This is a genomic window from Zoogloea sp. JDB1 (assembly GCF_056724025.1).
This window is the reverse complement of sequence record NZ_CM161496.1, coordinates 1,567,995-1,593,863: the sequence shown is the minus strand read 5'-3', so window position 1 is coordinate 1,593,863 and position 25,869 is coordinate 1,567,995. Positions and strand designations below refer to the sequence as shown.

Sequence of the window (25,869 nt, the reverse complement as noted above, 5' to 3'; positions counted from 1 at the left end):
CGTGCGAAACGGAGCGGGTCCGGGCTCAGCTGCCGCGGTAGGTGGAGTAGCTCCACGGGGACACCAGCAGCGGCACGTGGTAGTGCTGGGTCGGGTCGGCGATGCCGAAACGCAGCACCACTTCATCCACGAACAGGGGTTCCGGCAGGGCCTGGCCCTGGGCACGGAAGTAGTCGCCGGCGGCGAAGACAAGCTCGTAGCTGCCGCGCTCGAAGGCCTCGCCGTCGAGCAGCGGGCTGTCGCAGCGGCCGTCATGGTTGGTGACGGCGCGGTGGATCTCGCGGCGGCCGCCGTCCAGGCGGTAGAGGGTCACTGCGATGCCGGTACCCGGCTTGCCGTTGGCGGTGTCCAGCACGTGAGTGGTAAGGCGTCCCATGCTTGTGTCTCCGGTTGTTGGTGTGGGGATGTGCTGTGCAGTTTAGAGCGGGCTTGGATTAAGGAAATGGATATGAGCTTATAAGCTATATATACTTTTCAATATCTTCCTACCCCCATCTCCATGAGCACCCGACGAAGCGACGACCAGCTCGACACCTATCTGCTGCGGATCTTCTGCCTGCTGATCACCGAGCGCAGCGTATCGCGTACGGCGCTACGCCTGAACCAGTCCCAGCCGGCGGTGAGCCTGGCCCTGAAGCGCCTCCGCACGATCCTCGGCGACCCGCTGCTGGTACGGGAGAAAAGCGGCATGGTGCCCACCGAGCGGGCGCTGGCGCTGCTGTCCCACGCCAAGGGCGCGCTGGCGGAGATCGACCGGATGACCTTCGCGCCGGAATCCTTCGAGCCGCAGACCAGCCGTTACGAATTCCGCGTCGGCGCGCCGGACTACCTGGCCCCGATGTTCATTTCAAGCGTGGTCGAGCGGATCCGCAAGGAAGCCCCGCACCTGCGCCTGAGCCTGCAGTCGCTGGGGCCGAACTTCGATTTCGAGCGCTCCCTCGCCGAGGGGGATCTGGACGTGGTGATCGGCAACTGGCCGGAGCCGCCGCACCGCATGCACCTGTCGATGCTGCTGGAGGACGAGATCGTGTGCCTGGTGGGGGCGGGCCATCCACTGGCCCACAAGGGATTCACCGCCGACGACTACCAGCGGGCGGTGCATGTGGTGCCGATGCCCTATTCGATGAGCCAGCGCGGCGTCATCGACACGGTGCTGGCGACGCACCGCCTGAACCGGGACGAACGGGTGGTGGTGCAGTCCTTCACGATGGCGCCCTACCTGCTGCAGCACAGCGATCTGGTGTTCACTACCACGCGGCATTTCGCGCAGTTCTATGCCGACCTGCTGCCGCTGGTGATCCTGCCCTCGCCGATCCCCTTTCCGGCGATGCGCTTCTACCAGCTGTGGCACGAGCGCAACCACCTGTCGCCGGCTCACCGCTGGATACGCCGCCTGCTCGCCGACTGCGGCAAGCAGATCAAGCCGGGCAGTTGAGGCGCCGCCCGGCGGGCGGCGTCAGGCCATCTTCGAGACCGGCATGCCCAGGTGGAAACCCTGGGCGTAATCCACGCCCATGCCGCGCAGCTCTTCGAGGATCTCTTCCGATTCGACGAACTCGGCGATGGTGAGGATGCCGAGTTCCTGACACAGGCGCGTGAGGTTGCGGACCAGGGTGCGGTCCACCTTCGACTTGACGATGTTCTTCACGAAGGCGCCGTCGATCTTCACGTAGTCGAAGGTCAGCTCGCGCAGGTAATGGAAGGAGTTGTAGCCGCTGCCGAAATCGTCCAGCGCGAACAGGAAACCCTTCTTGCGCAGGTCGCTTAGGAATTTGCGCATGTGGGTCATGTCGCCGATGGCATCCCGTTCGAGGATCTCGAAGACAATGACATTGGGCGGAATGTCCAGCTGCGCGCACAGCATCTCGGCGTAGCCGAGGATGCCGCGGCCCTGGATCTCCTGCGCCGACAGGTTGATGAACAGGCGGAACGGCGGCGTGCCGGGGGTGTCCAGGCGCTCGCGGGCGGCGGCGAAGGCCTGCTCGATGATGGTACGGTCGAGGTCGCGGCCGAGACCGTATTTCTCGATGGTCTCGATGAAGGCACCGGCCGACAGCGTGGTGCCGTTGGGCTCGATGATGCGGGCCAGCGTCTCGTAGGCGAAGGGCTGGCCGGTGCGGCAATCGAAGATGGTCTGGAAGTACGGCACCACGCGCTTCTCGCGCAGGGACAGGCGCAGTTTCTCAGCGTAGTCCCGGGTCTGGCGGCTGGCATGGACCCTATCCTTCACCGACTCGAAGGTACCAATGGCGTCCTTGCCGAGTTCCTTGGCGCGGTACAGGCCGATGTCCACGCCGGCCATCAGGTCGGTGAGGCTGTTGGCGTCCTTCGGATAGGACACCACGCCGATCGAGGTGGTGACGTGGAAGATCTTGCCGTCATCGCCCTCGAAGCTCATCTGGCGCAGTTCGGTGCGCAGCTTTTCGGCCACCACCATCGCGCCGTCCAAGCCGGTCTCGACGAGGATGATCGCGAATTCGTCACCGCCGATGCGGGTGGCCAGGTCACCGCGCCGCATCACCGCGCGCATCTTCTCGGCGACCTGCTGCAGCACCGCGTCGCCACGCGGATGGCCATAAGTGTCGTTGACGTCCTTGAAGTCGTCCAGGTCGAGCATCAGGATCGAGAACTCGTGCGTATGGCGCTCCGAACGGCCGATCTCGTAGCCGAGCATCTCGTTGAAGTAGCGCCGGTTGTGCAGGCCGGTCAGCGGATCATGGGTCGAATAGTATTCGAGCTCCGACAGCGTGCGGCTGAGGGCCTTGCTGGACCCGACCACCATCACCATCACGGCGAGGATGGAGTGGATCACGCTGCTTTCCTGCGGCGTCAGCTTGTCGAGGGATGCGTATGCGATGCCGAGCAGCCCGGACAGGTTGGACGAATCCATGTCCGGCACCGGCACGGTGATCATGCGGATGTTGTTGGCGTCGACGGCCCTGCGGTTGCGGTTACGGACGACCTGGAATTCCTCGATGTCCAGCGGCACGTCGGCCGGCAGTTGGAGGTGCTCGATCATGTCCCGCGACAGCTTGTGGCGAGCCGAGGTCTTCACCTCCTCCGGGTACTCGCCCATGTAGTAGATGTACAGGGACAACGCGTTGTCTTCGGAGAAGGCGATGAAGAAGACGTCGAAGGGGAAGAAGGCGTGGAAACCGAGCAGTACCTCCTGCACGAAGGCCTTCCACTGAGTCACCTTCTCGTGGGACAGCACGATGGTTTCCAGCACCCGGCTCTGGCGTTCGAGCAGGTCCTTCTCGATCAGCGTACCGGCCAGGTCCTTGGAGACCCGGTTGAACTCCAGCATGACCTGCTGCAGGTCGCGGGAGTTGTTGCTGAGCTGCCGGCGGCGCTCGCCGACCAGCAGTTCGAGGGTCTTGTCGAGGCGCTCGCAGCGAGCCACCGCCCGGTCCAGGCCACGGGTCAGGTCGGTACGCTGGGCCTCGCTCATCGGCAGGCCTTCGATCTGCCCGAGGGAAGCCTGCAGCCCCTGCAGGATCTCCGCCCGCACGCTCTGCGTCAGCTCCGTGATGCTGGCGGCAAACAGGCTGCTGCGCGTCTGGCTCTCGAACAGGGCCGCGAAGCTTTCCAGCACCCGCTGACGCATGCCCTCCTGGCGTTGCGGGACGACCAGCAATGGGTTGGGTCTCAGATTCACGTGACTCTCCGGAAACGCCCGGCCTCCACCATCAGGTCCACGCCGCATTCCAATTCGCGGAACCAGTCGAGGAAGGCCGGCACCGCGGCGCCCCGGTAGATCGGGCCGTGCTGGGGTGCGATGAAGTCGATGTCGAGCTTCGACACCGCATCCACCCACAGGCGCGCCGCCTTGTTGGATGCCATGTAGCGGCGGTGGAAACCATCGATGTACTGCATGTGGCTGGCGAAGTCATCCACATAGGGCTCATCTTCGCCGTCGGGCATCATCGCCGCCCCGATGTCGCCGGTGAACAGCACTTTCGAGATCGGGTCGTAGACGTTGATCTGCCCTTCCGAGTGCAGAAAGTGCGCCGGCACCAGCTCCAGCCGGAAACCTTCGGCCAGCTCGACCGGCATGCCCTCATCGGGTACCCCGATGAAGCGGCGCATCGACGAGATGCCGTAGTGCGGCAGGAAGCGCATCCAGATGCTCGACACATACACCGGCGCCTCGGAGATCTCCAGCCAGGTGGCCAGGCCGCCGACGATATCGGGATCCTGGTGGGACAGCATGATCGCCTTCAGCCGGTCCGGGCTCACGTAGCGCAGCAACTCGGACAGCACGCGCGGCATCACGCCGAAACCGCCCGGATCGAGCAGCACACCGTCGTCGCCATGGACGACCAGGTACTGGTTGGAACGGACGCCGTCCTCTTCGCCCGGCTCGCTCTCATTCAGGAGGATGAATTTGTGATCGTCAGTATTGAACAAGGGGATGTTGCGCATGCTGCTTCCTAAGATCCTTCTGTACTTGTCGCAGGCGGAGTATGGCGAGGGATTCGCCGTCTTCACGCCTTGTGAATTCTGAACTCGCCAATCATGGCCTTGAGGTTTCCCGACGTGGCGAGGAGTTCGCCCGCCGCCCGCTTGGCGTCGCGGGACGCCTGCAGGTTGTCGTCGACGAGCTGGGTGATGCGTTCCATGTTGCGGGCCACCTCCTCGCTGGCCTGGGTCTGTTCCACGGTGGCGGCGGAAATGCTGCGAGACATGCCCGTCACCTCGTCGGCGGCCCGGGTCACGCCGCCCAGGCTGGCAGCCCCATCGTCGAGGGAGGCAATGGTCGCCTCGACCTCCGCGCGGGCGACAGCCATCGCCTCCACCGCCTCGGCAGTGACGGACTGGATCGCCGCCACGGTGGCGGCGATATCGCGGGAGTTGGCGGCGGTCCGCTCGGCCAGCGTACGCACCTCGTCGGCCACCACCGCGAAACCGCGGCCCTGTTCGCCGGCCCGCGCTGCCTCGATGGCCGCATTGAGGGCCAGCAGGTTGGTCTGGCCGGCCACGTCGCCGATGACCTGGGTGATGTGACCGATCTTGCGGATTGCCTCGGACAAGGTGTGGATTGTGTCGCCCGATCGGCTCACAGCCTCGACCACGCGGCGCGTCATGTGCACCGTCTCGCCGATCCGCGCGTTGCCGTCGACGATCAGTTGCTGGGCACGCTGGGCGGCGGCAGAGGTATCCCCTGCGCTGCCAGCCACCTCGCGCACCGACACACTGAGCTCCTCGGTGGCCGCGGCCACGCTCTTGGCGCTGTCGTACTGCTGGAGCGACTTGTCGCCGACCTGCCCCATCTGCCGGTCGAGCTGCAGGCAGCGGACCTCGATGGCACCAGCCGCAGTGGCGATGTCGTCGAGCATCGCCAGCAGGTGTGCCTGCATACCCCCCAGCTGGCAGAACAGCAGGCCCGTTTCGTCGCGGCGGCGGACATCCACGTCGTTGGTCAGGTTGCCCTCGGCGATCTGGTCGAAGAAGCGGGCAACCCTCGCCAGCGGACGATCGACGCGCAGCGAAAAATAGACCCCGACGAAAATCGAAACGAGGACGGACAACGCCGCTGACGTACCGACGAAGGCGGTACGCGCTGGCGTCAGCTCGCCGGTTGTACTCGCCACCAGGATCCCTGCCGACAACATGGACATGGAACCCATTATGGCCCACAAGCGGGTCTTGAAGGAAAAGCGCCCCAACAAGCCGGGATTGACGCTTGGAAAGCGTGCCTTGCTGTCCCGGACCTGGGCATACAGTTGCTCGGCAGCGCGTACCTCGTCACGGGCGGGCTCGGTGCGCACCGACATGTAGCCCACGGTCTGGCCATTCTTGCGGACCGGCACGACGAACGCCCGGACCCAATAGTAATCGCCGTTCTTGCAGCGGTTCTTGACCACGCCGTGCCACGGCAGGCCACTCTGCACCGTGCGCCACAGGTCGGCAAAAGCCTCCGGCGGCATGTCCGGATGGCGGACCAGATTGTGGGAACGTCCGAGCAGTTCGTCGCGTTGAAAGCCGCTGATGTGGACGAATGCATCGTTGGCGTGGGTGACGATGCCTTTCAGATCGGTTTTGGAGACCAGGTAGCGCCCCGTCGGAAACGGCACTTCGGTCTGTGAAACAGGCAGATTGACCTTCACGGGTTGCCTTTGGTGTGTATGCCCTCCGGCCGATCTGACGGCTCGGTAACCGGGGAGGCGCGTGCTGTTGTGCAGGATGCACGGGCTATATTTTTTGTATGACGTCCGGCATTCACGTCAGCCATTAATTCGATGGCCTCGCGCCCGACGATAGCAATCTTTCATGAGGGTGTATGTCAGGTTTTCCTGAAACATGCGCAGAAAACCTTGACTCACCAGTGGTCTCCTCGGCAGCCCCGAAGGCAGCTCTCCCGCCCGCATCAAGCGACAGTCAGACCGTGGCGGATTGCATAGCGGATCAGGTCGGCGTTGTTGTCCACCTGCAGTTTTTCCATCAGGCGCATCTTGTGGGTGCTGACGGTCTTCGGGCTGAGGTGCAGCTGGTCTGCGATCCCGCCGAGAGGGAGGCCGCTGGCGATGCCTTCGAGCACCTGACGCTCCCGCTCGGACAGGGTCTCGTGGGCCAGGGAATGAGCAGGGCCGCGATCGATAGCCATCAGGTCCACCAGGGCCGGGTCGATGAATCGGCCTCCATGGGCGACCTTGCGGATCCCTTCCAGCAAAACCTCGGGCTCGCTGTCCTTGGTGATGTAGCCACTGGCGCCAGCACGCAACGTGCGGGCCACGATCTGCCCCTCGTTGTGCATCGACAGGACAAGCAGGGGCAGCCGCGGATAGTCGATCTGCAGGCGGCCGATGAGGTCCAGCCCGGCCAGACCAGGCATCGACATGTCGAGCAGCAGCAGGTCCACCGACAGACGCTGCAACTGCTCGAATATGTCCTCGCCGCGGGTCGCCTCGGCCACCACCGCAATGTCGATGGTCGTCGCGATGATCTGCTTGAGGCCGCTGCGCACAATGGCGTGGTCGTCGGCGATCATCAGCCTGATCATGAGCCCCTCCCGGCCACTAGCGGCAGCTCGATGGACACCGTCGTGCCCCGCCCCGGGCTGCTGTCGAGGACCAGCGTTCCCTCAAGGGCCAGCACCCTCTCGCGCATGCCGAGCAGGCCGAAGCTGCGCAGCTTGTCGGCGGCCTGCGGGTCGAAGCCGCAGCCGTCGTCGGAGACATTCAGGCGCAGGCGTTCGTTCTCCCGCTTCAGCGACACCTCCACGTGGCGGGCGCGGGCATGGCGGGCGATATTGGTCAGGGACTCCTGCACGAGGCGGAACACCACCGTCGCGCGGGCCTCGTCCATCGTCAGTTCGTCGTCGCCCACATACAGGCGGCAGCAGATCTCGGAGCGCCGCTGCAAATCGTCGAGCAACCATTCGATGGCCGGCACCAGGCCCAGGTCGAGGGCTGCCGGACGCAGGTTGCTGGCGATCTGGCGCACCACATCGATGGTGCCCTCGGCCAGTTCGCGCATGCGCTCGGCCATGCGGAACAGCTCGGGATTGTGGCCGAAGCCGATGCGCAGCAGGGAGATGTCCATCTTCAAAGCGGTCAGGCGCTGGCCCAGTTCGTCGTGGATCTCGCGGGCGATGTGCTTGCGCTCCTGCTCCAGCAGGGTCTTCTGGTGGTGGGACAGCTCGCGCAACTGCCGCCGGGATTCGAGCAGGGCTTGCTCGGCCTGCTTCTGGGAGTCGATGTCGAGCATCTGCCCCGCCGACGCAATCATCCGGCCGTTCTTGTCGAGGATCTCGGACACCACCATCAGCGCCCACACCACGCGGCCATCCCTGCGCACGTAGCGCTTTTCCATCTGGAACTTGGGCAGCTTGCCATCGAGCATCAGTGCCCGCGCGCTGACGTTGTCCTCCAGATCGTCGGGATGGGTGATGTCGTGGTAGGACATGCCCAGCAGTTCGGCCTCGGAATAACCGACAAACTCGCACATGGCCTGGTTGACCTTCATGTAGCGCCCGTCGAAGTCGGCCACCGCCATGCCGACCGCCGCCGCATCGAAGGTGCTCTGGAAAAACTCCTTGCTGAGGCGCATCTCCTCCTTGGCACGGCGGACTTTGGCGATGACGGCGCAGGCGCCACCCGCCGTCGACAGGCTCAGCAAGGTCATCGCCACGGCGATGGAGAGGTTGATGTTCGCGAATACGTCCATGCGCTTCGAAAAGGTCCGGCTGCCCGGGACTCGATGGTCATGCACCCGGGCCACCAGACCGGACCGTCCATCCCGCGCGGCCAGGCCTCAGCAGCAGGCCGGGCATCCATTGTTTCGATGCAGGCTAACACAAGCCCTGGAGCACCTTGCGGTACTCCACCACGGTCCCGCGTACATCGGTGGAGAAGGCCGCCGGCCGTGGCTCTCCGGCCGATACCCCGTCAGTCGGCGGCAGCGTATTCCGGCCGCGCGGCGAGGCGCTGGCGCAGGCGCTCGACGACAATGCGCACCTTCGGCGACAGATTGCGCCGCGGCGGGATCAGCGCCCACACGCCGTGGGCCGCGCTGTGCAACTGGTGATCCGGCAGCAGCGCCACTAGCGCGCCGCTGTGCAGGTGCGGCAACACGTAGTAATCGGGCAGCTGGCACACCCCAATGCCGCACAGGGCCGCATCGAGCACTGCCACGCCACTGTTGCAGCGCCAGTTGCCGCTCACCCGCTGGGACAGCTCGCGGCCGTCCACCTGGAACAACCAGTTGTCGGAGATGCCGAGCAGGCAGTTATGGCGCTCCAGGTCGGCGAGGCTTGTCGGCGTACCGTGGCGGGCCAGGTAGGCGGGCGACGCACACACGTACATCACCCGCGGCGCCAGGCGCACCGCCACCAACCGGGAGTCGCTCAGGCGGCCGAGGCGAATCGCGATGTCGTAGCCTTCCTGCACCAGGTCGCGGGGCGTGTTGTCGAGTTCGATCTCGACCTGCAGCTGCGAATGCTCGGCGACCAGCTCGTTGATCAGCGGCACGATGTAACGCTCGCCGTATACCGCCGAGCTGGTGATGCGCAGCAAGCCCTTGGGGCTCTGCTCCAGGTCGAGCACCGAGCGGAATGCCTCGTCGAAGCCGTCCTGCAGCTGGCGGCAGTGCTGGAAGAAGGCCTGCCCGGCCTCGGTGAGGCGCACCAGCCGCGTGCTGCGGTGGAACAGGCGGGTCTGCATGCGCTCCTCGAGGCGCTGCACCTGGCGGCTCACGTGGGATGCCGACAAGCCCAGGCGGCGCGCCGCCGCCGAAAAGCCGCCGGTCTCGGCGACGGCCACGAATTCTTCCAGCCCTTCCCAACGGCTCATGACGGCACGCTACGATCTATTATTGCCAAACAGCAACAATGTTTTTACGAAGCACCGGATTATCCGCCAGCAGCCCATAAATTACACTTCTGTCTTTCCTTCAGCCTTCCACCGGAGACACCGATGATCAAATCCCGCGCCGCCGTCGCCTGGGCCGCCAAGCAGCCCCTCGAAATCACCGAAGTGGACGTGGCCCCGCCGAAGGCCGGCGAGGTGCTGGTGCGCATCGTCGCCACCGGCGTCTGCCACACCGACGCCTTCACGCTGTCCGGCGCCGATCCGGAAGGCATCTTCCCGACCATCCTCGGCCACGAGGGCGGCGGCATCGTCGAGGCGATCGGCGAAGGCGTCACTTCGGTGGCCGTCGGCGACCACGTGATCCCGCTGTACACGCCCGAATGCGGCAAGTGCAAGTTCTGCCTGTCCGGCAAGACCAACCTGTGCCAAGCCATCCGCGCCACCCAGGGCAAGGGCCTGATGCCCGACGGCACCACCCGCTTCAGCAAGGACGGCAAGCCCATCTTCCACTACATGGGCACCTCCACCTTCTCCGAATACACCGTGCTGCCGGAAATCTCGGTGGCCAAGATCAGCAAGGACGCCCCACTCGAGAAGGTGTGCCTGCTCGGCTGTGGTGTGACCACCGGCATCGGCGCGGTGATGAACACCGCCAAGGTCGAGCCGGGCGCCACCGTGGCGATCTTCGGCCTCGGCGGCATCGGCCTGTCGGCGGTGATCGGCGCGGTGATGGCCAAGGCCTCGCGCATCGTCGCCATCGACGTGAACCCGGCCAAGTTCGAGATCGCCAAGCAACTCGGCGCCACCGACTGCATCAACCCGCTCGACTACGACAAGCCGATCCAGGAAGTCATCGTCGACCTCACCGATGGCGGCGTCGATTACTCCTTCGAGTGCATCGGCAACACCAAGGTCATGCGCTCGGCGCTGGAGTGCTGCCACAAGGGCTGGGGCGAATCCATCATCATCGGCGTCGCCGGCGCTGGCGAAGAGATCTCCACCCGCCCCTTCCAGCTGGTCACCGGCCGCGTCTGGCGCGGCTCCGCCTTCGGCGGCGTGCGCGGCCGCTCCGAGCTGCCGGGCTACGTGGAAAAGGCCCAGCGCGGCGAGATTCCCCTCGACACCTTCATCACCCACACGATGGGCCTCGAGGACATCAACAAGGCCTTCGATCTGATGCACGAAGGCAAGAGCATCCGCACCGTCATCCACTTCGACAAGTAAAGCGGCGCGGCCCGGCGGGCGGGCGCATCCGGGCCCGCCCGCCGGGCTCGCCGGGAGCCCGCCCCATGACTTCTCCCCTCACCCTCGTTTCCGAGAACCGCAGCTTCGGCGGCTGGCATCGCCGTTACCGGCATGCCGCCACCAGCACCGGCTGCAACATGACTTTCGCCGTATTCCTTCCGCCGCAGGCCGAGTACGGCCCGGTGCCGGTGCTGTACTGGCTGTCCGGCCTCACCTGCACGGACGAGAACTTCATGCAGAAGGCCGGCGCCCACCGGGTTGCCGCCGAGCTGGGTATCGCCATCGTCGCCCCCGACACCAGCCCGCGCGGCGCGGAGGTGCCCGGCGACCCGGACGGCGCGTGGGATTTCGGACACGGCGCCGGCTTCTACGTGAACGCCACCCAGGCCCCGTGGAAAGACCACTACCGCATGCACGACTACGTGGTGCACGAGCTGCCGGCCCTCGTCGAGGCGCACCTGCCGGTGAGTCCGCGCCGCGGCGTCTCCGGCCATTCCATGGGCGGGCACGGCGCGCTGGTGTGCGCGCTGCGCAACCCCGGCCGCTACCTGTCGGTGTCGGCCTTCGCGCCGATCAGCAACCCGATGGACTGCCCATGGGGCCACAAGGCCTTGTCCCGCTACCTCGGCGAAGACCGGGAAAGCTGGCGCGAATGGGACGCCTGCGAACTGATCGCCTCCGCCGGCGAGCGCCTGCCGCTGCTGGTGGACCAGGGCGAGGCCGACAGCTTCCTCGCCGGACAGCTCAAGCCGGACGCCCTCGCCCGTGCCTGCGCGGCCGTCAGCCATCCTCTGAACCTGCGTCGCCAACAGGGCTACGACCACAGCTACTACTTCATCGCCAGCTTCATCGAGGACCACCTGCGCCACCACGCGGCGGCGCTGCGCGGCTGACGGCAGGAGCAGGACATGAGTCCTGCCAACGGCCCTGCCCCTCGCTCGGTCAGGAACGGATGACTTCGCTCCTGGCCGGGTATGCACCTCCAGGCCCGCTCAACCGCGGGCAATCTCCTTCACCGCTGTCACCAGCCGGTCCAGATCGGCCGGGCGGGTGAAGATGGCCGGCGTGACGCGCACCACCGCACCCGACGCCAGCCCGCCGCGGGCCACCGTGAAGATGCCGTACTGCTCGCGCAGGCGCCGTGCCAGGGCCTGGCTGTCGGCCAGGCTGCTTCGCCCACCAATGCGCAGCGCACTGATCGCCCCGTGCAGGCGCGGCGCGTCCGGCGTCAGGATCTGCACGCCCTTCACGTCGCGCACCCGCTCCACCCAGTAGTCGCGCAGGTAGCGCAGGCGGGCCTCCTTGTTGGGCACGCCCATGGCGGCCTGGAAGTCCAGCGCGGCCGGCACCGTCAGCACGTTCGCGGTGGCCGTGGTGCCCGTATGGACCCGCGCGCGGATATCGCCGGTGCCCTCCCCGGCTGCACTCAAGTGCGGCGCGATGTCGTCGAGGCGGCTCTTGCGGATGTACAGGAAGCCCACACCGAGGGGCGCGCCAACCCACTTGTGCAGGTTGAAGGCGGCGAAATCGACGCCGCCCAGTTCCGGCAGACGGAAGTCGATGTGGCCCCACGAATGGGCCGCGTCGAGGATCACGTCCGCCCCACGAGCCTTGGCCAGGCGGGTGATCTCCGCCACCGGCAGGATCAGCCCGGTCTTGTGGTTGATGTGGGTCAGCAGTAACAAGCGCGTGCCCGGATTGGCGGCCAGCCCCTTGGCGTAGGCATCGACAATGCCGGCCTCGGTGGCCGGCTCCGGCAGCACGATGCGCGCCACCTTCACGCCGCGCCGCTCCGGCAGGTAGTCGAAGACGCTCTGGGCGCTGTCGTAGTCCAGGTCGGCGTACATCACCGTGTCGCCGGGCTGGAGACCACGGTAGTTGGTGATCAGGTTCTGCAGGGCCTCGGTAGCGCCCCGGGTCAGCGCGATCTCGTCGGCCTGCACGCCGAGCAGCGCAGCGATGCGGCCGCGCACGGCGTCCGTCTCGCGGCCGTACTCCTGGCGCAGGAAATAGGAATTGCGCTCGTTGAGGCGCTCGATGTTGCGCTGCAGTTCGACCAGCACCGGGCGCGCCATGATGCCGTAGAAGCCGTGCTCCAGATTGACGAAATCCGGCGACTGGCGATACAGCGCGGCGATCTGCGCCCAGTAGGCCTCGTTGCGGGCCAGCGTCGGCGCATCGCCGCCCGGCAGCGCGGGCAGGGCGACGGGGACGGACGCCGACTGGGCCAGGGCCGGCGCGCCGCGCAGCGTGGCAGCGGCGGCCACGGCCAGGCCGAGGGAGCCCTTCAGCAGGGCCCGGCGGGAGAGTTGGGGATTCATGTCGGAGACTCCGTGAATGGGCGCGCGCTCAGAAGCGGTAGTTGGCCTTGAAGTAGTAGTAGCCGCCGTTGATGCCGATCGGCGAGAAGGACGCGTACTGGGCCACGTTCTGCCGGCCGAGGGCATTGAGGGCCTGGCGGTAGTCGCTGTTGAGCTTGTCCGGATAGACGTTGAAGAGGTTGTTGGCGCCCACCGTCACGGCCCAGGCCTTGGTGATCTGCCGGGTCACATCCAGGTCGGTGATGAACTTGGTGCCGGTGCGGTTCTCGTAATAGGTGACGTTGTTCACCGAGGTGTAATAGGACGACGGGCCGAAGACGTTCTCGCGCAGGTTCACCGTCCAGTCGTTCTTGCGCCACAGGGCGCCCAGATTGATGCGGAAAGCGGGCGACGAATCCTCGATGTAGCTGATCGCCGTCTTGTCGAGGAACTGCTGACCGTTGAGCTGACTCGGCGCGCCCTTCACCTTGGTGACCTTCACCTGGTTAATATTGGCACCCAGACTCCAGTCCACCCGGCCGAAGCTACCGTAGTCGTCGGCGTAGGTAAGCACCGCGTCGGCACCGGTGTTGCGGGTGTCGCCGGCGTTCGAGAAAACCACCACGCCGGTGGACGACAGGCCGGCCGGGATGCTGTTGCCGTTGGCGACGATGGCCGCATTGACCGCGTCGGCACGCACCGCGCCATTGAGGATGCCGTACAGCGTGCCGCTCTGCAGGATGCGGTCCTTGATGTTGATCTGGTAGACGTCCAGCGTGGCGGTCACCTTGGGCGCCGGCTTGGTGACGATGCCGATGCTGAAGTTGCGCGACTTCTCGGCCTTCAGCTCGTCGATGCCGAGCAGGCGCGCGGCGGCGGCCGAGGTCGGCAGGATCACCGAGGCGGTGGTCGGCGACACCGAGGTGGCCGAATAGCTCTGCTCGGCCAGCGTCGGCGCGCGGAAGCCATTGCTGACCGTACCGCGCACCGCGAAGCTCGGCGCCACATCGTAGCGGCCAGTCAGCTTGCCGACGGTGGCGCTACCGAAGTCGCTGTAACGCTCGGTGCGCAGCGCGGCGTCGAGCTTCAGCTTGTCGATCGGCGAACCGGCCACGTCCACGTACAGCGCATTGCTGCGCCGCTTGTGGTTGCCGGCGTCGGACGCGGTGTAGCCAGGGAAGGCCGCCGCGCCGCCGCGATAGATGGAGGCCGGCTCGCCGGCACCGATGGCGTATTCATCCACCCGGTGCTCGGCGCCGAAGGCCACGTTGAGCGGCGAGGCCCAGCCCACGTTGAAGTCGCGGCTGAAATCCAGGTTGGTGGTGGTCTGGTTGGCCTTCAGATAGCCCTCGTAGAAGCGGCTCTGGGTGCTGCCGGTGTCCTTCCACAACTGCACGTTCAGCGAGTCGATATTGCCCACCGACGCGTAGTCGCGCCCGTAGGTGGTGGCCAGGTCGTAGCGCCAGCCGGCCAGCGCCTCGCCCTTCACGCCGACGGTGAAGGCGAAATCTTCTTCGTCGTGGACTTCGACCGGGCTGAAGCCGAGGGGATAGACGCCCGGCGCGGTGGAGGTGCCGCGGTAGTTCTGGATCGCCTCGGCGTGCTTGGCGCCATAGGTGGCGAAGCCGTACAGCTCAGTGCCGCCGGACAGGTCGATACCACCGTTGGCGGACAGGATGGTCTGGCGCACGGCCGCATCGCCGAAGGTCCGGTTCACGTAGGGATAGCCCGCCGCGTTCTTCACGTTGGCGTTGGCGGCGGTCAGGTAGGGCGGCACGAAGCGCGCGTCGAGATCGCTGCGGTCGCTGTGGCCGTGGTACTTGGTCTCGACACTGAGGTTCAGGAAGGCGTCCTCGTGGGGCTTGAGGCCGATGTTGGCGGACAGGTTGCCGCTGGTGCCGTCGCCGTCGTAGTACTGGCCGCCGCCGAAGCTGACGGTGCCGCCCTGGTCGTTGCGCTTGAGGATGATGTTGATGACGCCGGCAATGGCGTCGGAACCGTACTGGGCGGCGGCGCCGTCCTGCAGCACCTCGATGTGGTCGATGGCGGACAGCGGGATCAGGCTCAGGTCGGCCGACGCTCCGCCGGAGAAGGCCCCGCCGGTGACATTGACGTTGGAGGTGCCGTGGCGACGCTTGCCGTTGATGAGGATCAGCGTGTGGTTGGGATTGAGGCCGCGCAGGCGGGCGGCGGTGGTCAGCGCCGCGGCGTCGCCGCCCTTGGCGTCAGAGGTAAACGCCGGCACGTTCTGCGTGAGGGCCTGGAGCAGGTCGGGCTGGCCGCCGCGCTTCAGCGTGGCGGCATCGAGGATCTGGATCGGTGCCGGGCTGTCAGCGGCCTTCAGGCCGGCCTGGCGGGTGCCGGTGATGATGACGGTGTCGAAGGACTGGGCCGGATCGGCGGCCGGAGTCTGGGCCAGCGCGTAGCCGGATGACAAAAGGGTCAGCAGGGCGGTCGTGGGACGGAGGCTGGGGCTCATTGATTCCTCTTGGAGTGCTGACGGATATTCGGTCGGGAGTGACAAAAACGAGTCGAAATTATCCCTGGCAGGATTCCTGCATGGCATTGGAGGAACGGACAATCAACCTCAACATTGCGCCATTGCCTTACTCATATCCATATGAAAATAAAAGATAAAAACAAGCTTGTCGTGTCCGTCGCCTATGATCGGCTGGGCGCTTTCGAATTCGGCTGCGTCACCGAAATATTCGATCTGCAACGTCCCGAACTGGACGTGGATTGGTATCGCTTCGCGGTCTGCTCGGCCGAGGGTGGCACCCTGCGCGCCAGCGGCGGCATCCGTTTCGAAGCACCCAACGGGCTAGAGATCCTCGACCAGGCCCATACCATCATCATCCCCGGCTGGCGCGACCCGGACGAGCCGCCGCCCGACGCACTGCAGGACCGGCTGCGCGCCGCCTACACGCGCGGCACGCGCATCTGCTCGATCTGCTCGGGGGCTTTCGTGCTGGCCTGGTCGGGCCTCTTGGACGGCAAGCGGGCCACCACCCATTGGCGCTTCACGGACAAGATGAAGCGGCGCTTCCCGACAATCCAGGTCGAGGCCGACTCCCTGTATGTGGATGCCGGCCAGATCCTCACCTCGGCGGGCTCGGCGGCCGGACTGGACATGATGCTGTACCTGGTGGCGCGGGATTACGGCAGCCGCGTGGCCAACCGGGTCGCCCAACGCCTGATCGTGCCGCCGCACCGGGAAGGTGGGCAGGCCCAGTTCGTGTCGCGGCCGCTGCCGGCCGACGAGTCCGGCCGTCTGTCGCGCCTGATCGACTGGATCCGCCAGCACCTGGACCGCCCGCATACGGTGGCCTCGCTGGCCGACCGGGCGGCCATGAGCCCACGCACGCTGCAGCGCCAGTTCCGCGAATCCACCGGCCTGTCACCCTACGAATGGCTGCTGCAGGAAAGGGTGGCGCTGGCCAAGCAGCTGCTGGAAACGCCCCACGTGCCGATCGCGGCGATCTGCGAACGGGCCGGCTTCGGCTCGGAGGAATCTTTCCGCCACCACTTCCGGCGCGTCGCGCGGGTCAGCCCATCAAGCTACCGCCGCGCCTTCCTGCAAACCCAGGGCGATGGGGCGGAAGGCGCCGCCGCCTGAGATTCCTTCAAAGCCGCCCGCTGCTGCGGGCCGCGCAGCGCCGCCACAACGCTGCAGCCCGGCCCGCACGAGAAGCGGGCCCAGGCAGCAGCCGGGACCTCAGGAGCCCGGCGTGCAGTCCTTCATGCAGCGGGTGCCGACCACGTCCGGACGGTCGTCCACCTTGAAGCCGTCCCGATTGGGCATCACGATGCGCGGCAGGCTGGCCGCATCGAGGCGCCCGTCGGCCGGCAGCAGGCCGTTGAGATGCAGCACGTAGGCGCTCACCGCATACACCTCGTCCGGCGCCAGGGACTGGGGGCTGTCGAAGGGCATCGCCCGCCGCACGTAGTCGAACAGGGTGGTGGCGTAGGGCCAGAAGCTGCCGACCGTGCGCACCGGCGTCTTGGTGGCGAGGCTGCCCTGCCCGCCGGCCAGGCGGTCGGCAATGCCGTTCTGGCCGCCAGCGCCATGGCAGGCGATGCAGCGGGTCTCGTAGATGCGCTGGCCGGCGGCCACCGTCCCGCTGCCGGGCGGCAGGCCGCGGCCGTCCGCGTCGATGTCGATATCCCAGGCCGCCAGCTGGGCGGCGTTCACCGGCGTGCCGACGCCGAGAGGCTGACCGCTTCCCGCGGGCAAGCTGTGGCAGGCGGACAGCACGGCCGACAACGCCAGCGCACCAAGCAGCGCCACCAGCGGTTTGCGTTCAAACATGGACATTGTGCACCTCCCCACTCGGCAGCACCTGCCAGCTCTGAATGCCGTTGTAGTGGTAGGCGGACTCGGTGCCGCGAGCGGCGATCAGCTGGCTGCGGGTCGGCTGCACGTTGCCGTGGCTGTCCACCGCCCGACTCTGCAGCACCGCCGGGCCGCCGTCCCACTGCCAGGGCAGGCTGAAACGGGTCAGCGCGCGGTCGAGCACCGGCGTCTGCAGCACCGCCTCTTCCCAGTTGCGCCCGCCGTCGATGGACACGTCCACGCGGCGGATGCGCCCGTGGCCGGACCAGGCCAGGCCGGTGATCTGCTGGCGGCCGCGGCTCTTCAGGGTCTGCCCGCCGGACGGCCCGGTGATCACCGACTTCACGTCGAGCACGAAGGAGAACTGGCGCGACGTGCCGTCCGGCAGCAGGTCGGTGTACTTGGAGGTTTCCTGGCGGCTCTGCCACGGCTCAGTGCCGAGCTTGAGGCGGCGCAGCCACTTGACGCTGATATTGCCCTCCCAGCCCGGCAGCAGCAGGCGCAGCGGGTAGCCCTGCTCCGGGCGCAGCATCTCGCCGTTCTGGGCATAGACGATCAGCGCGTCGTCGAGGGCCTTGTCGAGGGGCACGCTGCGCGTCATCGCCGCCGCGTCGGCCCCTTCGGCGAGCAGCCATTTGGCCTCCGGCGCCACGCCGACCTCCTGCAGCAGCGTGCCAAGGGACACGCCGGTCCATTCGCAACAACTGAGCAGGCCATGCAGGGACTGCACGGTGAGCTTGCGCGCCGGACGCCATTCGCTGCCGCTGTTGCCGGCGCATTCGAGGAAATGCACGCGGGACACCGCCGGGAAACGCAGCAGATCGTTGAGGCTGAAGGACAGCGGCCGCTGCACCAGGCCGTGGATCACCAGCCGGTGCTGCTCCGGGTCGATGTCCGGGATACCGGCGTGGTGGCGCTCGAAGACCAGCCCGTTGGGGGTGATGGTGCCGAAGATGTCGGCCAGCGGCGTCAGGCTCGACGCCGCGGTGGGGAAGGTCGGCTGGGCGCCCTCGCGGACGCGGCGGATCACCCGCCCCTCGAAGCCCGACGGCTGGCCGTAGGGATTGGCCGCCGGCCGCCCCTGGCTGCGCGTCCACGCCGGCACCGGCAGGGCTTCGCCGGCGGCGCGGGCGGAGCCGGCCAGCGTGGCGGCGACGGCCCCACCGGCCAGCGCCGCACTACCCTGCAGGAAACGGCGGCGGCCAGGCGGCTTGGCACTCTTGTCGGCAACCAGGTCAGCACCGGCGTCGAGGCCGGGCGGCGGCAGATAGGGGGGCATGGAACCTCGCGGGAGAGTCGTCGGAAGAAAGGCTTACACGCAGTCGTCGGTGGCCAGCGGAGCCTTGCCGGCCCGCGTCGGGGCCATCGCCACCAGCTCGCCGGCCTGGAAGCACCACAGGCTGCCGGCCGGCATCGGCACCCAGTGCTCGTTGGCGGTGAGCGGCACGGTGGCGACGATGACGGTACGGCTCGCCGGATCGAGGCGGTCGCCGAGGTTGACGCTGAGATCGGCATCCACCAGCTGCACGTCGCCAAAGGGCGCCTGGCGCGTCACGTGGCTGAGGCGCGTGGAGCTGTGGGCGAACAGCAGCTCACCGTCGGACAGCAGGAAGTTGATGACGCCGAAGCGGGTCAGCGCGATGGCCACCCCGCGCAGCCATTCGAAGAGCGCCAGACGCTCCGGCGGGCTGTCGCCGAAGCGGCGCTGCAGGCCTTCCATCAGCCAGCAGAAGGCGAGTTCGCTGTCGGTGGTGCCGGCCGGCCGGAAGCGGCCCTCGATCACTGGCGCGAAGTCGAGCAGCGTGCCGTTGTGGGCGAACACCCACTGCCGGCCCCACTGCTCCCGCGAGAAGGGATGGGTGTTCTCCAGGCGGACCGCGCCGATAGTGGCCTTGCGGATGTGGGCGATGACGGTGGTGGCGTGCAGCGGATGATCCGCCACCAGCGCCGCCAGCCGCGACGAGCAGGCCGGCTGCGGATCATGCAGCACGCGCACGCCGCCCTCCTCGAAGAAGGCGATGCCCCAGCCGTCGGCGTGCTTGTCCGTCTCCCCGCCGCGGGCCCGGAAGCCGGTGAAGGAGAAGCAGATGTCGGTGGGCAGGTTGCTGTTGAGGCCAAGCAGTTGGCACATGGGATCGTTTCCGGCGCGGCCTGGCGTTCAGGATGCGTCCCGGCGCGGGCGCAGGCCCGTTCGACCAGGCCCGGCACGCCGCGTGGCGGCGAGACGGCGGAACGGAAAGCAGCGGACGCGAGACATCATGGACGGAGACCTGATCTTGTTCTGGCTGACGGGATACAGCCCGTCGTCAGCGCAAAATCCACGCCAGGGCGCATCGCCCTGCCCCACCGCCCGAGGCTATTCCCCGCCCCGCCCCGCGCGGTGCGGCGGACGGCACCCTCACAGCCTCCGCGCCGCACGGCCAGCCAGCCCAAAGGCGCACCGCCGGATGCTGCAATCGGGGCAGCCCGGCCGGCAGCGCTGCTGGAATCGGCACAGCCGCATCCACCCTTGCCGGCCCGCCGGCCGGCAACTAGGCTGAGAGTCCGGCCATTCCCCGCCCCGGCGGGCGGCCTCTTGCGGAGCGCACATCATGGGCGAACCCAGCACCCACCCCGTCATGCTCGATGACGACACCAAACGACGCCTGGCGGAACGGCAGGCCACCTGCCCCTTCGTCGGCAGCCTCGTCGCAGAGGGCGTCCTGCCCGTATGCAACGGGGCGGATGCCCCGTTGGCACGCCTGGAGGATCTGCGCATCCTTGGCAACAGCGGCGGCGGCAACCTGGGCGACCTGCTGGTGCTGTTCGCCGCCGGCAACCATGCCAGCATGGACGACGGCAGCGGGCACATTGGCCGGCCGGTGCCCGCCGGGCTGTTCTTCCTGGGCTTCCCCGGCTCCCAGGGCGCCCATCCGGGCCACAGCGGTATCCTGATGGGCGATCCGGCCACGCCCGGCTCGGGCCGCTTCGATCCCGACGCCTTTGTACGCCTCGCTGCCCTGGCCCGGGACGGCTGGATCCGCCGCACGGACGTGGGACACTTCATCGCCACCAACCTGATGCGAGACCCGGCCGCCAAGGTGCTCGGCAGCCACGTGGCCCGGCTGCTCGCCTCAGACCTGCTGGATCTCGCGGAAAGTGCCGGCAGCCGGCTGTGGCACACGCTGTTCGGCGGCGCCGACGATCAGGATGCCGCCCATCGGCGGATGGAAGAGAAGCTGACCCGCCTGCTCGGCGAGGACAACCTGGTCGGCGCGGCGGGCGAGTTCGGCCTGCTCTTTGCCTTCCTGGCCAACCAGCCCGGCCGCCGGGAGATCGACGGCGACCCGGCCGTGGACCTGGACGACCTCGTCGCGATGTTCCGGGACAAACACCTGCCGGACGGCTGGCGGAACTGGAAGAAGACCCGCGGAGACTGGGTGGTCCACACCACCGCGCTGCTGCTCACCGCCGCCCGCGAGTACCTCAGCCTGCGACGCGCCCAACGGCCGACCGGCTGACGGCCGCGGAGCACTTGGCTAAGCCGGCGCCTGCCGGACACGGATCGTGAACCAGAACGTGCTGCCGCGGCCTTCCTCGCTCGAACAGCCGGCGCTGCCGCCCATCGCCTCGGCGAGCTTCTTCACCGTGACGAGGCCGATACCCGTGCCGCCAAAGCGCCGCGTCGGCGAGTTGTCCACCTGCTCGAAAATGCTGAACAGCCGCGGCGCGGCCTCTGCCGGAATTCCGATCCCCGTATCCCGCACTTCGAAACGCAGCGTGAGTTCGGCCGCCTCACCCACAGCGTCGCCGGCTTCCACCTCCCGCATGGCAACGACGCAGACCGAGCCCTTCTCGGTGAAGGTGATGGCATTGCCGAGATAGCACTGCAGCGCGAGACGCAGGTTTGCCGCGTCACCGATCACCGTGAGACCGCGCAGGGCATCCGTGTCCGCGATGAGCTGCAGTTGCTTGGCCACCACCCGCCCCTGGCTGTCCGCGACGACCTCCTCCACCACGGAGCGGGCATCGAACGGCTCCTCTCGCAGCACAATGGTCCGCGCCTCCAGCTCGGTCACCTTGAGAATCCCATCCACCAGATCGATGAGCCGCTTGTGGATGGGCACCATCTTGTCTGCCAAGCTCTTCTGCTTGTCCGACAGCTCAGTGCGTTGCAGCAGATGGATCATCGCCGACAGCTGATGCAGCGGCGTGCGCAGCTCATGGGACATGTTACCGAGGAAATGGGTCTTGGCGACGCTGGCTGCCTCGGCCGCCAGCTGAGCCTTGCGGAGCGCCTGGGTACGCTCGGCGACGAGCTCCTCCAGGTTGTCGTTGTACAACCGCAGGGCCACTTCCTTGGCGCGCAGGGCCAGTTGCACGTCCACCCGCGCGCGCACGACATCCGGGTTGATCGGTTTGTGGATGAAGTCCATCGCGCCGGCGGCGAGGGCCGCGGATTCGCTGGCCGAGTCGTTCATCGCCGTCACGAAGATGACCGGGATGTCGCGGGTGGCCGGATCGCCCTTCAGATGACGCAGGACTTCGTAGCCGTCCATGCCGGGCATCTGCACATCGAGGAGGATCAGCTCGGGCCGGTTATGGCGGATGAACTCCAGCGCCTGTTCGCCGGACAGCGCGAAGCTGACCTTGCAGCGGTCGGACAGGATGTGGGCCAGCACCTGCACATTGCTCGGCGCGTCATCGACGATCAGGATCAGCGGCTTGGTGCTCATTTCGGCAGGTCTTTCTCCCAGGTCCCCTAAGGCTCAAGCAACTGGCGGGAGCCCTTGAAGTCCAGCTCCGTCATGCAGACGGCCAGTTCGTTAAACAGTGTACCGCCGATTCGGGCATGCAATGTCGGCGCGTCGAAGCACTGCCCAGCCTCGAGATCCTGTTCGTAGAGCAAGGGGCGCACAGCCTGTCGATCTGCTGGCCACCTTGCGCTCCGTGATGTCCTCGACCCATTCACAGGTGGCACCTTCCCCCGGGCGCTGCTCCTGCGGGCCGAAATACAGCGCCTACAGACCGACTTGGCAACCGGCTCCGGAAACAGCGAACGGAAGCATGGGAAACGGACCCGATCGGATCGGAGTCCGGCCTGCAGCTCGACGACGCTGGTGGACGGCAGCATCTACTCCAACCGCAACGACGACGGCCGCGCCGAGCGCTTCTTTCCGAAGGGCCTCCGCCTGCTCGCGCTGCGCCACTCCGTCGGACTCAACGGCCGCCATCCCTTCCGCGCCTGCCTGTCCTGCGGGCATCTGTGGAGCGCGCTGGATGCGGAGGCGCTCCGCGAGTTGATGGAGGCGAATGGCGTGAAGGGGCGTGAGCCAGCACGTCATCAGAAACAGGAAACCCTACGCAGCCAGCAACGACGCTAGGCCGCCTGTTCATCCTCCCGCGTGTCGCCTTCCCTTATCAGTTTTCCCAGGCGCCGCACGGCATCTTCGATCTCCGGAGTATGGGGGTTGCCGCAGTTGAGGCGCAGGCAGTTGCGGTACATACCGCTGGCGGAGAACAGCTCTCCGGGGACGAAGGCCACGCCCTCGGCCAGTGCCTTTGCATGAAGGGCGGTCGCATCCACATCCTCCGGCAGTTCCACCCACAGGACGAAACCACCCTGGGGTTGGGTAAGCCGGGTGCTGGCCGGGAAATGGCGGGTCACCGCCGCCCGCATGGCCTCGACCTGCTGCTCGTAGGCGCGGCGCAGGGTCCGCAGATGGCGGTCATACCCACCGGATTCCAGATACTCGCCCAGGACATGCTGGGTGATGGGGTTGGTGGCGCCGCTGGAGATGGTCTTCTGGAGCGCCACCTGGGACCGGTAGCGCCCCGCCGCCACAAAACCGATGCGCAGGGCCGGCGTCAGGCTCTTGGAAAAGGACGAGCACAGCATGACGTTGCCGGTCTGGTCGAAGGCCTTGATCGGCCAAGGCCGCTGCTGGCCGAAGAATAGGTCGCCGTAGAGGTCGTCCTCGATCACCGCCACACCCCGTTCCGCCGCCAGGCGGGCCAGGCGCCGCTTGTGCTCGTCCGGCATGATGCAGCCCAGGGGATTGCTGGCGTTGGGCACCAGCAGGCAGGCGGCGACCTTCCCCTGCCGGGTAGCCAGGTCGAAGGCCTCGATGGACAAGCCGGTGCGGGGATCGGTGGGGATCTCCAGCGCCTTCAGGCCCAGGCTCTCCAGCAGCTGCAGCATGAGGTAGTAGGCCGGCGACTCGACGGCCACCGTATCGCCGGGCTGGGTCGCCACCCGCAGGCAGAGCCCCAGGGCCTCGGTGCAGGAATTGGTGATGACGATCTCGGCGGCGTCCAGCGGGCCGCCCCAGGCCAGGGAGCGACGCACCAACTGGCGCACCAGGGCCGGCGCCTCCATGAAGGCATGGCTGCTACCGGCCAGCAGGTCCGGATGGCGGCGGGCGACCCCGCTGTAGAGCCGGTGCAGGGCCGCGATGGGCAGCAGCGACGGCGCCGGCAAGGCCGCCGCCAGGGGCGCCACCCCGGGCTGCATGCTGGCCTGGAGCACCTGCCACAGACGCTGGGTGACGTCCACCGCCACCGCCGAATCCGGGGTGGTACGAGCGCTGGGTTCGGAACAAGGCAGGCCCCGGTGGCGCACGAAAAAGCCCGATTGGGGACGGGCCTCCACCAGCCCCCGGTCCTCCAGCCGGCGCAAAGCCTGGACTACCGTGGAGACCGACAGCCGCTGCTCTTCGGAGAGACGCCGCACCGACGGCAGACGCTCCCCCGGACGCAGAGTACCGGTGGCAATGAGGCCTCCCAGTTCTTCGGCCAACTGTTCGTAACGCAGCATTTCCTTGCTCATGGAATATCCAACGGCACAGTTGATAAGCGCCAGCACCAGCACAGTTGCCGATGCAGGCATCTGTATCGGTGTCAATTTAACCGTTTTGTAGCTGTATCGCCACGATGCGCGCGCCTAGACTTTTCCGAAAGAAAGCCGGGGAAACGAGCCATGCGTCTAAACCTAGAAAACACCGAACTGCTGCTTCAGGAAAACCAACCCCTGAGGCTGATCAAGGGCAAGGGCGCCGTGGTCCGCTGCCTGACCGGCACCGCCTGGCTGACGGTAGCCGGAGAAGCCACGGACTGCGTCCTGGAACCCGGCCAGGAGCGCCGGCTGGAAAACGACGGCCTGGCCCTCATCGAACCCATGGGCAAGCAGGCGACCATACGCCTTCAGTTGGAGGCATTCAGCCTGGCTGGCTTGATCGACCGCGCCATCAAGAACCTGGCCTGGCCGGCCCTCTCCTTGTTGCCGAATACCGGCATGGCCACGGTTCGGCCTGAAGGTTGCGGGTTCCGTGGGCGTAAGAGGCGGCCCACGCTGCGAGGGATTGCCGCGATAAAGCCCTTGGGCGGGCGGTCGGACTGACGGAAAGCATGCGTTGATGGCCCTACATGTAACCGAAGTCCAGCCACCGCATCAGGCCGAGAAAGAGCCCGTCGGATCAGCGGCTGGACCTCGGCCGAAGCCGACTTTCACAATGTGATGGACCGTAGCTGTTTTACACAAGATTTCTAGACATTCCCTCCGACCGAAATGGAGCGTCATTCGTCTTCGGGTACATCTTTCTGGAACCGTCGTCGATAGTCGCTAGGACTGACGCCGAGGCGACGCAGAAAGGCACGGCGCAAATTATTCATGTCGCCGAAACCGCAATTGTCAGCCACCCGCTTCAATGGCAACGCACTATCCTCCAGCATGCGCCTAGCCGCTTCGATCCGTGCTCCCTCGACGAACGCTGCCGGTGTGGTTTGTGTTTCCTTTTTGAAGATACGCGAGAAATTGCGGGGGCTCATATTGGCGAGCAGCGCCAGTCGCTCAAGCGATAGTTCATCCCCAAGATGGTCGACGACCCAGACCTGAATGTCTCGAATGAGCGAACGTTCCGACATCTGCGCCGAAAGATGGGTGCTGAATTGCGACTGCCCGCCTGGCCGCTTGAAGAACATCACTAACTCGCGCGCTACCCGCAGCGCCAGCTCACGCCCGAGGTCCTCCTCTACCAGCGCGAGCGCCAGATCCATGCCAGCCGTCACCCCGGCTGAGGTGTACAGGCTGCCATCCTTCACGTAGATGGAGTCGGGCACCACCTCAATACAGGGATAGTTCGTGGCCAACTGAGCTGTTGAGTTCCAATGCGTGGTTGCCTTGTGGCCGTCTAGTAGCCCCGCTGTCGCAAGCGCAAACGTCCCGGTACAGACCGAACCCAACCTACGCACCTTCCTGGCCTGCTGCTGCAACCACTGAACGGCGTGCGGGTGTTCGGCCAAGGCACAATCGATCTCGGGACTGCCCGCTACCAGGAGAGTATCGATGGGCGCCTGTTCCTCACTGATGGTACTGCCAGGCAGAAGTTGTACCCCGCTGGAGCCGCTCACCGGCCCGGGTGCCAACGCCACGATGTCGAGCTGATATACCGGCCGCCCCAATAGCCTTTGAGCCTCATGAAATACGTCAAGTGGTCCGATTACGTCGAGTAATTGCACTCCGGGAAAAACCAAAATAACGATACGCATGAGAGATCCTGTTTCCATCGGCGGCACGTTGCACCTGACCATATAGCACGCGCACTTGGCTTGAATTGCTGTCTTTTGTCACTTTAAGACAAACATAAGTGTCCATACAATCGGTCCACGGGGATAGGCCGTTCCAGTCGTTCGTACAGAGTCA

23 protein-coding genes are annotated in these 25,869 nt (G+C 66.5%); 7 read left to right on the top strand and 16 right to left on the bottom strand.

Annotated features, from left to right (window positions below; all coding sequences use genetic code 11):
- Positions 1-25: 25 nt before the first annotated feature.
- The gene (gene uraH / locus AC1PPK_RS07005) at positions 26-376 is read right to left on the bottom strand and encodes a hydroxyisourate hydrolase (RefSeq protein WP_481117120.1); all 351 of its coding nucleotides are present in this window, start codon (positions 374-376) and stop codon (positions 26-28) included.
- A gap of 123 nt (positions 377-499) precedes the next feature.
- On the opposite strand from uraH, the gene AC1PPK_RS07000 reads away from it, so the two are divergent.
- The gene (locus tag AC1PPK_RS07000; RefSeq protein WP_481117119.1) at positions 500-1,435 is read left to right on the top strand and encodes a LysR family transcriptional regulator; all 936 of its coding nucleotides are present in this window, start codon (positions 500-502) and stop codon (positions 1,433-1,435) included.
- A 21-nt stretch (positions 1,436-1,456) separates the two neighbouring features.
- On the opposite strand, the gene AC1PPK_RS06995 is transcribed toward AC1PPK_RS07000, so the two are convergent.
- From AC1PPK_RS06995 to AC1PPK_RS06970, 6 genes are all read right to left on the bottom strand, one after another.
- Complete coding sequence (locus AC1PPK_RS06995; RefSeq protein ID WP_481117118.1) at positions 1,457-3,658, bottom strand: putative bifunctional diguanylate cyclase/phosphodiesterase; 2,202 nt, start codon at positions 3,656-3,658, stop codon at positions 1,457-1,459.
- On the bottom strand, positions 3,655-4,425 hold the full coding sequence (locus tag AC1PPK_RS06990) for an oxygen-binding di-iron domain-containing protein (RefSeq protein WP_481117117.1): 771 nt from the start codon (positions 4,423-4,425) through the stop codon (positions 3,655-3,657). Before AC1PPK_RS06990 ends, AC1PPK_RS06995 begins: the two co-directional genes overlap by 4 nt.
- Before the next feature lie 62 nt (positions 4,426-4,487).
- On the bottom strand, positions 4,488-6,110 hold the full coding sequence (locus tag AC1PPK_RS06985; RefSeq protein ID WP_481117116.1) for a methyl-accepting chemotaxis protein: 1,623 nt from the start codon (positions 6,108-6,110) through the stop codon (positions 4,488-4,490).
- A 260-nt stretch (positions 6,111-6,370) separates the two neighbouring features.
- A complete protein-coding gene (locus tag AC1PPK_RS06980) occupies positions 6,371-7,003 on the bottom strand; it encodes a response regulator (protein ID WP_481117115.1) in 633 nt (210 codons plus the stop codon).
- Complete coding sequence (locus tag AC1PPK_RS06975; RefSeq protein ID WP_481117114.1) at positions 7,000-8,169, bottom strand: sensor histidine kinase; 1,170 nt, start codon at positions 8,167-8,169, stop codon at positions 7,000-7,002. Before AC1PPK_RS06975 ends, AC1PPK_RS06980 begins: the two co-directional genes overlap by 4 nt.
- Positions 8,170-8,390: 221 nt before the next feature.
- Positions 8,391-9,293: a LysR family transcriptional regulator gene (locus tag AC1PPK_RS06970; RefSeq protein ID WP_481117113.1), complete on the bottom strand. Its 903-nt coding sequence runs from the start codon at positions 9,291-9,293 to the stop codon at positions 8,391-8,393.
- 123 nt (positions 9,294-9,416) lie between these two features.
- On the opposite strand from AC1PPK_RS06970, the gene AC1PPK_RS06965 reads away from it, so the two are divergent.
- Together AC1PPK_RS06965 and fghA are read left to right on the top strand one after the other, a co-directional pair.
- The gene (locus tag AC1PPK_RS06965) at positions 9,417-10,535 is read left to right on the top strand and encodes an S-(hydroxymethyl)glutathione dehydrogenase/class III alcohol dehydrogenase (protein WP_481117112.1); all 1,119 of its coding nucleotides are present in this window, start codon (positions 9,417-9,419) and stop codon (positions 10,533-10,535) included.
- A gap of 65 nt (positions 10,536-10,600) precedes the next feature.
- Positions 10,601-11,449, top strand: coding sequence for an S-formylglutathione hydrolase (gene fghA / locus AC1PPK_RS06960; RefSeq protein ID WP_481117111.1), 849 nt, complete (start codon positions 10,601-10,603; stop codon positions 11,447-11,449).
- A gap of 99 nt (positions 11,450-11,548) precedes the next feature.
- Here the strand turns inward: fghA and AC1PPK_RS06955 are convergent, their stop codons facing one another.
- On the bottom strand, positions 11,549-12,877 hold the full coding sequence (locus AC1PPK_RS06955) for an aminotransferase class V-fold PLP-dependent enzyme (RefSeq protein ID WP_481117110.1): 1,329 nt from the start codon (positions 12,875-12,877) through the stop codon (positions 11,549-11,551).
- A gap of 28 nt (positions 12,878-12,905) precedes the next feature.
- Positions 12,906-15,335 (bottom strand): TonB-dependent receptor plug domain-containing protein, encoded by a 2,430-nt coding sequence (locus AC1PPK_RS06950; RefSeq protein WP_481117109.1) that lies wholly within the window; start codon positions 15,333-15,335, stop codon positions 12,906-12,908.
- Positions 15,336-15,476: 141 nt separating this feature from the next.
- Here AC1PPK_RS06950 and ftrA point away from each other — a divergent pair, with 141 nt between their 5' ends.
- The gene (gene ftrA, locus AC1PPK_RS06945; protein WP_481117108.1) at positions 15,477-16,472 is read left to right on the top strand and encodes a transcriptional regulator FtrA; all 996 of its coding nucleotides are present in this window, start codon (positions 15,477-15,479) and stop codon (positions 16,470-16,472) included.
- A gap of 99 nt (positions 16,473-16,571) precedes the next feature.
- On the opposite strand, the gene AC1PPK_RS06940 is transcribed toward ftrA, so the two are convergent.
- The 3 genes from AC1PPK_RS06940 to AC1PPK_RS06930 are packed head-to-tail and all read right to left on the bottom strand — an operon-like array spanning position 16,572 to position 19,320.
- Entirely contained in the window at positions 16,572-17,165 is a 594-nt protein-coding gene (locus AC1PPK_RS06940; protein ID WP_481117107.1) for a c-type cytochrome, read from the bottom strand.
- Positions 17,158-18,468, bottom strand: a complete 1,311-nt coding sequence (soxC, locus tag AC1PPK_RS06935; protein ID WP_481117106.1) for a sulfite dehydrogenase — start codon at positions 18,466-18,468, stop codon at positions 17,158-17,160. The genes AC1PPK_RS06940 and soxC overlap by 8 nt, the downstream gene beginning before the upstream one ends.
- A gap of 33 nt (positions 18,469-18,501) precedes the next feature.
- Entirely contained in the window at positions 18,502-19,320 is an 819-nt protein-coding gene (locus AC1PPK_RS06930; protein ID WP_481117105.1) for a class II glutamine amidotransferase, read from the bottom strand.
- A gap of 460 nt (positions 19,321-19,780) precedes the next feature.
- On the opposite strand from AC1PPK_RS06930, the gene AC1PPK_RS06925 reads away from it, so the two are divergent.
- A complete protein-coding gene (locus tag AC1PPK_RS06925; RefSeq protein WP_481117104.1) occupies positions 19,781-20,689 on the top strand; it encodes a hypothetical protein in 909 nt (302 codons plus the stop codon).
- A gap of 18 nt (positions 20,690-20,707) precedes the next feature.
- On the opposite strand, the gene AC1PPK_RS06920 is transcribed toward AC1PPK_RS06925, so the two are convergent.
- Complete coding sequence (locus AC1PPK_RS06920; protein WP_481117103.1) at positions 20,708-21,904, bottom strand: ATP-binding response regulator; 1,197 nt, start codon at positions 21,902-21,904, stop codon at positions 20,708-20,710.
- Positions 21,905-21,930: 26 nt separating this feature from the next.
- Complete coding sequence (locus AC1PPK_RS06915; protein WP_481117102.1) at positions 21,931-22,077, bottom strand: hypothetical protein; 147 nt, start codon at positions 22,075-22,077, stop codon at positions 21,931-21,933.
- Positions 22,078-22,288: 211 nt separating this feature from the next.
- Between AC1PPK_RS06915 and AC1PPK_RS06910 the strand changes: the two genes are divergently transcribed.
- Positions 22,289-22,552, top strand: a complete 264-nt coding sequence (locus AC1PPK_RS06910) for a hypothetical protein (protein ID WP_481117101.1) — start codon at positions 22,289-22,291, stop codon at positions 22,550-22,552.
- On the opposite strand, the gene AC1PPK_RS06905 is transcribed toward AC1PPK_RS06910, so the two are convergent.
- Positions 22,549-23,997 (bottom strand): aminotransferase-like domain-containing protein, encoded by a 1,449-nt coding sequence (locus tag AC1PPK_RS06905; RefSeq protein WP_481117100.1) that lies wholly within the window; start codon positions 23,995-23,997, stop codon positions 22,549-22,551. The two genes, AC1PPK_RS06910 and AC1PPK_RS06905, sit on opposite strands and share 4 nt — an antisense overlap.
- Positions 23,998-24,147: 150 nt before the next feature.
- Here AC1PPK_RS06905 and AC1PPK_RS06900 point away from each other — a divergent pair, with 150 nt between their 5' ends.
- Complete coding sequence (locus tag AC1PPK_RS06900; RefSeq protein WP_481117099.1) at positions 24,148-24,567, top strand: DUF2917 domain-containing protein; 420 nt, start codon at positions 24,148-24,150, stop codon at positions 24,565-24,567.
- Between the two features lie 176 nt (positions 24,568-24,743).
- Here AC1PPK_RS06900 and AC1PPK_RS06895 read toward each other — a convergent pair whose 3' ends face one another.
- On the bottom strand, positions 24,744-25,715 hold the full coding sequence (locus AC1PPK_RS06895) for a GlxA family transcriptional regulator (RefSeq protein ID WP_481117098.1): 972 nt from the start codon (positions 25,713-25,715) through the stop codon (positions 24,744-24,746).
- Between the last annotated feature and the right edge of the window lie 154 nt (positions 25,716-25,869).

Coding starts and splice junctions, on each gene's coding strand:
- uraH (WP_481117120.1), bottom strand. CDS start 376: ATGGGACGCCTTACCACTCACGTGCTGGACACCGCCAACGGCAAGCCG.
- AC1PPK_RS06895 (WP_481117098.1), bottom strand. CDS start 25,715: ATGCGTATCGTTATTTTGGTTTTTCCCGGAGTGCAATTACTCGACGTA.
- ftrA (WP_481117108.1), top strand. CDS start 15,477: ATGAAAATAAAAGATAAAAACAAGCTTGTCGTGTCCGTCGCCTATGAT.
- AC1PPK_RS06980 (WP_481117115.1), bottom strand. CDS start 7,003: ATGATCAGGCTGATGATCGCCGACGACCACGCCATTGTGCGCAGCGGC.
- fghA (WP_481117111.1), top strand. CDS start 10,601: ATGACTTCTCCCCTCACCCTCGTTTCCGAGAACCGCAGCTTCGGCGGC.
- AC1PPK_RS07000 (WP_481117119.1), top strand. CDS start 500: ATGAGCACCCGACGAAGCGACGACCAGCTCGACACCTATCTGCTGCGG.
- soxC (WP_481117106.1), bottom strand. CDS start 18,468: ATGCCCCCCTATCTGCCGCCGCCCGGCCTCGACGCCGGTGCTGACCTG.
- AC1PPK_RS06970 (WP_481117113.1), bottom strand. CDS start 9,293: ATGAGCCGTTGGGAAGGGCTGGAAGAATTCGTGGCCGTCGCCGAGACC.
- AC1PPK_RS06930 (WP_481117105.1), bottom strand. CDS start 19,320: ATGTGCCAACTGCTTGGCCTCAACAGCAACCTGCCCACCGACATCTGC.
- AC1PPK_RS06905 (WP_481117100.1), bottom strand. CDS start 23,997: ATGAGCAAGGAAATGCTGCGTTACGAACAGTTGGCCGAAGAACTGGGA.
- AC1PPK_RS06955 (WP_481117110.1), bottom strand. CDS start 12,877: ATGAATCCCCAACTCTCCCGCCGGGCCCTGCTGAAGGGCTCCCTCGGC.
- AC1PPK_RS06925 (WP_481117104.1), top strand. CDS start 19,781: ATGGGCGAACCCAGCACCCACCCCGTCATGCTCGATGACGACACCAAA.
- AC1PPK_RS06900 (WP_481117099.1), top strand. CDS start 24,148: ATGCGTCTAAACCTAGAAAACACCGAACTGCTGCTTCAGGAAAACCAA.
- AC1PPK_RS06940 (WP_481117107.1), bottom strand. CDS start 17,165: ATGTTTGAACGCAAACCGCTGGTGGCGCTGCTTGGTGCGCTGGCGTTG.
- AC1PPK_RS06975 (WP_481117114.1), bottom strand. CDS start 8,169: ATGGACGTATTCGCGAACATCAACCTCTCCATCGCCGTGGCGATGACC.
- AC1PPK_RS06950 (WP_481117109.1), bottom strand. CDS start 15,335: ATGAGCCCCAGCCTCCGTCCCACGACCGCCCTGCTGACCCTTTTGTCA.
- AC1PPK_RS06920 (WP_481117103.1), bottom strand. CDS start 21,904: ATGAGCACCAAGCCGCTGATCCTGATCGTCGATGACGCGCCGAGCAAT.
- AC1PPK_RS06990 (WP_481117117.1), bottom strand. CDS start 4,425: ATGCGCAACATCCCCTTGTTCAATACTGACGATCACAAATTCATCCTC.
- AC1PPK_RS06965 (WP_481117112.1), top strand. CDS start 9,417: ATGATCAAATCCCGCGCCGCCGTCGCCTGGGCCGCCAAGCAGCCCCTC.